The sequence below is a fragment of the Desulfofundulus sp. genome (genome assembly GCF_049701015.1).
Taxonomy (GTDB): domain Bacteria; phylum Bacillota; class Desulfotomaculia; order Desulfotomaculales; family Desulfovirgulaceae; genus Desulfofundulus.
The window spans coordinates 1-6,614 of sequence record NZ_JBNATZ010000142.1; the positions used below are offsets into that span (position 1 = coordinate 1).

At 56.1% G+C, this 6,614-nt stretch carries 7 protein-coding genes; all 7 read right to left on the reverse strand.

The window, feature by feature from the left end; all coding sequences use genetic code 11:
* The coding region (locus tag ACPLUI_RS09390; RefSeq protein ID WP_424660002.1) for a Spo0B domain-containing protein at window positions 1–362 on the reverse strand (362 nt) is incomplete at its 3' end.
* A gap of 128 nt (window positions 363–490) precedes the next feature.
* The gene (gene rpmA / locus ACPLUI_RS09395) at window positions 491–760 is read right to left on the reverse strand and encodes a 50S ribosomal protein L27 (protein WP_424660003.1); all 270 of its coding nucleotides are present in this window, start codon (window positions 758–760) and stop codon (window positions 491–493) included.
* Window positions 761–827: 67 nt separating this feature from the next.
* Window positions 828–1,139 (reverse strand): 50S ribosomal protein L21, encoded by a 312-nt coding sequence (rplU, locus tag ACPLUI_RS09400; RefSeq protein ID WP_424660004.1) that lies wholly within the window; start codon window positions 1,137–1,139, stop codon window positions 828–830.
* A 248-nt stretch (window positions 1,140–1,387) separates the two neighbouring features.
* A complete protein-coding gene (locus tag ACPLUI_RS09405) occupies window positions 1,388–3,073 on the reverse strand; it encodes an Rne/Rng family ribonuclease (protein WP_424660005.1) in 1,686 nt (561 codons plus the stop codon).
* A gap of 15 nt (window positions 3,074–3,088) precedes the next feature.
* A complete protein-coding gene (locus tag ACPLUI_RS09410) occupies window positions 3,089–3,787 on the reverse strand; it encodes a TIGR03936 family radical SAM-associated protein (protein ID WP_424660006.1) in 699 nt (232 codons plus the stop codon).
* Window positions 3,788–3,842: 55 nt separating this feature from the next.
* The gene (locus ACPLUI_RS09415; RefSeq protein WP_424660007.1) at window positions 3,843–5,702 is read right to left on the reverse strand and encodes a TIGR03960 family B12-binding radical SAM protein; all 1,860 of its coding nucleotides are present in this window, start codon (window positions 5,700–5,702) and stop codon (window positions 3,843–3,845) included.
* 180 nt (window positions 5,703–5,882) lie between these two features.
* On the reverse strand, window positions 5,883–6,614 hold a 732-nt coding region (locus ACPLUI_RS09420), incomplete at its 5' end, for a M50 family metallopeptidase (protein WP_424660008.1).

The following is a 6,614-nucleotide window of genomic DNA, read 5'->3' on the forward strand; positions in this document are numbered from 1 at the left end:
CGGCGGTCTGCAATCTCCGGAGGCGACAGGCAGGATATGGCCTCCAGAAGGGCTGTTTCCAGGGCCTCACCCACCCGTACCCCGGGGACAGGGCAATCAGCCAGATTGCATTCAATGTGGTAATCAAGTTCGACCTGTAAATTGGAAGCCCCGGCGAGGGCTGCCAGGAACGCGGTAGTGGCCTCGGGCACCTGTAAATGAATGATTTTACCCAGGCGTTCCATCTCCCGGGCTACTTCAACGATATATTCCCGCGCCTTCTCCCCCTTATTCATTTGAATCAAGCCGGAGATTACCTGCAGGTGGTTGAGAAAGTCGTGCCTCTGAAGGCGGACAAATTCCAGCAGGGATTTCAGTTCCATGCAACCATCCTCCAGTATTATGCTTTACAGGTTACCTTTTCTATACAAAAAAATGGATCCCTGCCCGGCGGCGGGACAATAAAGAAAAATTTAAGGGCCAGCCGTTGCTGGCCCGCATCTATTCCTACCTAAGCCTGGACTGCCGCCACCGGAATCACGCTAACCTGTTTCTTATCGCGGCCTTTGCGCTGGAAGGAAACCACACCGTCCACCAGGGCGAACAGGGTGTCGTCGCCCCCTTTCCCTACATTACGCCCGGGGTGAATGCGGGTTCCCCGCTGCCTGACCAGAATGCTCCCGGCGGTGACAAACTGACCGTCCTGACGCTTCACGCCTAGAAACTTGGGATTGGAATCCCGGCCGTTACGCGAACTACCAACACCTTTTTTATGCGCCATAAATCTCACCTCCTGCCAAATCCGGCCCGGCTATGATTTCCCGGAACAAAACTTCGTTTGAATTATTTCAGGCTTCAATCTTTTCAACGACAACCTCGGTAAAAGGCTGCCTGTGTCCTTTTTTGCGACGGTAGTTTTTCTTGGGCTTGTACTTGAAAACGATAATTTTGGGACCGCGCCCGTGGCGCACGGCCTTCAAAACCACTCTGGCCCCTTCCACCAGCGGGCTGCCCACGCGGAGCTCGCCATCCTTTTCCACGGCCAGCACCTGGTCGATTTCTACCACTTCGCCGGGTTCAACTGCCAGCTTTTCCACCAGAAGGGTATCCCCTTCAGATACACGGTACTGCTTGCCGCCTGTGGCAATTATGGCGTACAAAGATAGAACCTCCCTTTTTTCAGGTCTCGCCGAAAGCAGGTAGGACTTTTTCGCTCCTTTACGAACCCCTTCCGAGCGGTTGCGGCAGCGCGAGAACTGCCTACGGTATAACATTTTAACACAACCGGTGGTTTTGTCAAGCAAATGCCGCAAGTAGGGTCCGTATCAAGATCCAGCAGGCAACATCCGTATTCGGCTCCCGTTTTATCCGCTATTAGCGGCGGAAGCGTCATGGCGCCTGCTTAAATTTATGACTTGACCAGCCTAGCCCGGGCGTAAGTGCGGTATACCTTGCTCACCTCGACGGGCACCGTTTCACCCACCAGGGAACCGGCCCCCTCGATGTCCAGAATAAAACCGTCAATACGTGCAATCCCGTCGTTGGTATTGGAAATGTGGGGTTCTTCCACCCTCACCTCCAGCACCTGCCCGGGCTTGACAGGTAGCGTATGGGCAATGACTTCTTCTTTATTGTAAAGCGGCCTGATGCTTACCGACTCGATGTGCTGCCCCTGGGAGCCGCGGATGTAAAGATTTTTGCCCGTCTTCTGCTCCAGTTCCCGCAGGTTGACACCCCCGCTGCCAATCAGCCGGGCGGCCACCAGAGGGTGGGCCTCCACCAGAATGGTATCGGCACCGGTACGCCGGGCAAGCTCAACAATCCGGTTTTTGAAATGGATGCCCACCGTTTCCTCGGAGAGCACCTTGCCCCGCCCTTCACAGTAAGGACAGGGACGCTGCAATACCTCGGACAGGCTGGGACGGACCTTCTTTCTGGTCATTTCAACCAGTCCCAGCTGGGTGATACCAAGAATGTTGGTCCTTGTTTTATCCTTTTTAATTTCTTCTTCCAGAACTTTTAGAACCTGGCGCCGGTGACCTTCCTGCTGCATGTCGATAAAGTCGATAATGATGATCCCGCCTATGTTGCGCAGGCGGAGCTGGCGGGCTATCTCCACCGCCGCATCCAGGTTTGTTTTTAGCACCGTGTCCTCCAGGTTGGTACTGCCCACATACTTACCAGTATTAACATCTATCACGGTGAGGGCCTCGGCCTGGTCAATAACCAGGTAACCGCCGCACTTGAGCCAGACCTTTCGCTTAAGAGCCCGTTCTATCTCCTGTTCGATGCCGTAATCCTGGAAGATGTTCTCCCTTTCTTCTAAAAAAACCCTGTACTTCAACTTTGGTGAAGTGACATCTAAAAGTTCCATGATTTTTTCATACTCGGAACGCGAATCCACCGTCAGGCGGTCAACATCTTCCGTGAAGGCATCCCGCAGGATACGCTGGATAAGCTCCAGATCGCGGTGGATGAGGTTGGGCACCGGCCCCTGGCCGGCCCGGTGGAGTATTTTCTGCCAGAGCCTGGTGAGCATGTGCACATCCTGGGCAAGCTCTTCCTCTTCAACCCCCTCTGCCACCGTGCGCACGATCAGACCCATACCTTCAGGCTTCAAGCGGGCGGCCAGCTCTTTCAACCTTTCCCGCTCCCGCTCGTGCTCAATGCGCCGGGAAATACCAATGTAGTCCATGGTGGGCATTAAAACCACATAACGCCCGGGCAGGGTGATATGGGTGGTCACCCTCGGACCCTTCGTGCCAATGGGCTCTTTAACAATCTGGACAATAACATCCTGGCCCTTTTTCAGGATATCGGTAATGCTGGTCCCCAGCCCGTGATGGTGGAAACCGTTACCTGAACGGGGCGGCAGGGCATCCTCAACATATAAAAAGGCGTTCTTTTCCAAACCGATATCCACAAAAGCAGCCTGCATGCCGGGCAGCACATTTTCCACACGACCGCGAAAAATGTTGCCCACCAGACGCTGCTGGAAGGAACGTTCGATATACATTTCCACCAGCACGCGGTCCTCAAGTACCGCTACCCTGGTTTCTTCTTCTCCTGCATTAACCACAATTTCCTTGAACAAAGCTAAAACCTTCTTTCACAAACTTGGCCTCTCTTCGAATTTTCCGGTTTCAATCGGGTACAAACCCGTCCGGACTACACACGGGTACTCGTCCTTGACCGGAAGACCAAACCGCTCCGCCAGCACCCGTACCACTTCTTCCGGACGTACGGTCCCGCGGCTGCCCACGGCCAGGCACATCCTCAGCCTGGCGCAGCCGGCTTCCAGCAGGCCGGACAGGGCATAAATACCCGGGCGGATATCCAGAACCTTTTCCCTGTTATCCCCGCCCCGGCGGGTAATGGTGATTTCGGGAGCCTCAAACAACGCGTCAATACTCCTTTGCAACTCTTCCTGCGAGATCTCCCGTGTCAGGGGGACGTCCACCAGGTAAGCAGCTTTTTCAAGGACGGCCATCAAGGCCGGCGCATCATCAGGGATGTGCCACGCCCTGCTCACTTTAAGTCCTGCCGGGAGCTGGCCGTTCAATCGTTCAAGCAATTCATCCACCGGGAGGGCGGCCACCAGCTCCAGGTCCAAATATTCCTTTTCTCCCTTAACCCCCACTGGCAAAGGCGCCCCCACACTGAAACGGGGATGGGGGTTGAACCCCCGGGAGAAGGCCAGGGGAAGCCCGGCCCGGCGCATGGCCCGCTCGAGGGTGCGCACCAGGTCCAGGTGAGATATAAAACGGGCGGGGCCTTCTTTGCTGAACTCTATCCGGTAACGGGGCAAAGCGGGCACCTCCTGTAATTTTTACTTGCCAGAAAACCACCTGATATGACGACCATCATCCGCACACACCCTTTGTCCGGTCCAGCACTTCCGGTTCTATCTCGAGAGTGGGGCACAGGCCGCAGCCCGGGCACCTGCCTGTACGGCAGTCGGGTGTAGCCTTCCCCTCCAGGGCCCTTTTGTGTTCCAGAACCAGGTATTTTCTGCTCACACCGGCCTCAATGTGATCCCAGGGTAAAAGGTCATCGTAAGCATAACGGCGGTAAGCATACCAGGCGGGGTCCAGACCTGCCACGCGAAATGCTTCCTTCCACCTGGCAAAATCAAAACACTCGGACCAGCCGTCAAACCGGCAGCCAAGCCGCCAGGCTTCTTCCAGCGCCCGGTCCAGGCGCCGGTCCCCCCGGGCCAGAACAGCCTCCAGAAAGCTGGTTTCGACCTCGTGCCAGTGGAAAACCAACCCTTTTTGTTTTAACATCCCCCGCAAAAGCGCTTGCCGGCGGCGCAGCTCGTCCATTTCCAGCTGGGGCTCCCACTGGAAGGGGGTGTGGGACTTGGGCACAAAAGAAGACACGCTTACCGTTACTTTCAACCTGTTCCCGGGGACACCCAGTTCCTTTCCCCGGGCCAGTACCCGCCGGGCCAGCCCGGCAATGCCTTCCAGGTCTTCTTCCCGTTCCGATGGCAGGCCGATCATGAAGTAAAGCTTGATGGCCGGCCAGCCGGCAGCAAAGGCGGCCGAGACCGCCTCCATGAGGTCTTCCTCTGTTACGCCCTTGTTGATGACATCCCGCAGTCGCTGGGTCCCAGCCTCGGGAGCAAAAGTCAGACTGGCCCGGCGTACCCGCTGTACTTCCCGGGCCAGGGCTACGGAAAAAGCATCCACCCGCAGTGAGGGCAGGGATACGCTTACCCCCATATCCCCCAGCTGGTCGAGCAAAGTACGCACCACTTCCTGCACCCGGGAATAGTCGGCCGTGCTCAGGGAGACAAGGGAAATCTCATCGTATCCGGTGTGTTTGACAATTTCATTCGCCTGGCGGATGAGAGTATCCGGGCTTTTTTCCCGTACGGGACGGTAAATTACCCCGGCCTGACAGAAGCGACAACCCCGGGTGCACCCTCTTTGAACCTCCAGCATACCACGGTCGTGAACCACACCCAGGTAGGGGACCAGCGGTTTCACGGGGAAAGGGGCACGGTCGAAGTTGCGGATGACCCGTTTCGTTACTTTTGGCGGCACGCCGTCTTCCACGGGCTCAACGGCGGCCAGAGTCCCATCTGAATGGTACTCCACCCTGTAAAGAGAGGGGACGTAAATACCGGCGATTTCCGCCGCCCGGCGTAAAAAATGCCGGCGCCCGGCCCGTTGGCCGCCCAGCTCCAGGTACAGGTCGAGCAATTCGTTAAAAACCTCTTCGCCCTCACCAATTACAAACAGGTCCATAAAACTGGCAAGGGGTTCGGGATTGAAAGCACAGGGCCCACCGGCAATCACCAGGGGGTGCTCCGAACCCCGCTGTTCACTGCGCAAAGGGATACCCGCGAGGTCCAGCATATTCAAAATATTGGTAAAAGTCATCTCATATTGCAGGGTAAAGGCCAGGATATCGAAGTCGGCCACCGGCCTGCGTGATTCCAGGGTGAACAGGGGAATCCCCCGGCTGCGCATCTCCTGCTCCATATCAACCCACGGGGCGAAGGTGCGCTCCATGAGTGCATCCTCCCGGCTGTTCACCACGTGATAAAGAATTTGCAGGCCGAGGTGGGACATGCCCACTTCGTAAACGTCGGGAAAAGCAAAGGCCACCTTAACGGCAGTCTTCTCCCAATCCTTATATACGGCATTCCATTCCCCGCCTACATAGCGGGCCGGCTTTTGTACCCGGTGCAGTACCTGTTCCAGCTTGATCATGGGTTCCTCCTGTCTATATTATTACCCGGGAAGGTATACCTTAAAAATCATTTTACCTGTTTAACCAGAAGCTGTAAACATAGAACAAGTATATATTATAATTAAGGATGCGGCGCCCGTCCACCCCGGCACCGGGGTAAAACGAGGACAGCACCGCATCCTGCTTTGGATGGACGCTTCTTAAAGCGGATGCAAAGGTAAGCGGCCCACGGGCAGGTCGACCCCGTGGCTCAATAAGCCGTCAATAATCTGGGCCTCGGTCAGAAATCCTTTATACTGCCACTCGTGGTCAAGAACCAGCACAAGGTGAAATTTCTGGGGCAGAAAGGGCTTGACAATACTACCCAGGGGGACATCTTCCAGGGCAACCAGGGGTTGCACGGGGAGCACCCCGGCCCTCATAATTTCGCTTTTTTTACCGGCCAGTTGACTCATGAACAGGTAGGGTGCCATGCCACGTTCCCGGGTCGCGGCAAAAAACAGAAACAGCCCCGTCACCAGAACATCCAGACCCGTAACACCAAACAAAAGCCCCAGCGAACCCAGCAGAACCACGGCGACGGCAAAAACCTGTCCCAGGATAGCTGCCCGGTAGGTGGCCTCCTTTATGCTCATCCTTCCAGCCAGGCTGGCACGGTAAACCCGACCACCATCCAGAGGTAGGGCGGGCAGGAGATTGAAGGCGGCAATGAGCAGGTTGCACTGGAGGAAAAAAGGCCCCAGTTCATTATGCCATAAGCCGTAGTTTTTCATGGCCAGGCCCAGAAGAACCATAAACAAGTTACATAAAGGCCCGGCCGCCGCTACATAAACTTCCTTTAGCGGGTCCAGAACCAGATCGCTGCCAATGCGCGTCACCCCACCGAAGGGCAACAATTCCACCTCGCTCACCGGGACGCCCAGGTAGCGGGC

Bases quoted from the DNA above. Each gene is read 5' to 3' on its own strand.
- ACPLUI_RS09415 (WP_424660007.1), bottom strand. From the start codon at position 5,702: ATGATCAAGCTGGAACAGGTACTGCACCGGGTACAAAAGCCGGCCCGC.
- rpmA (WP_424660003.1), bottom strand. From the start codon at position 760: ATGGCGCATAAAAAAGGTGTTGGTAGTTCGCGTAACGGCCGGGATTCC.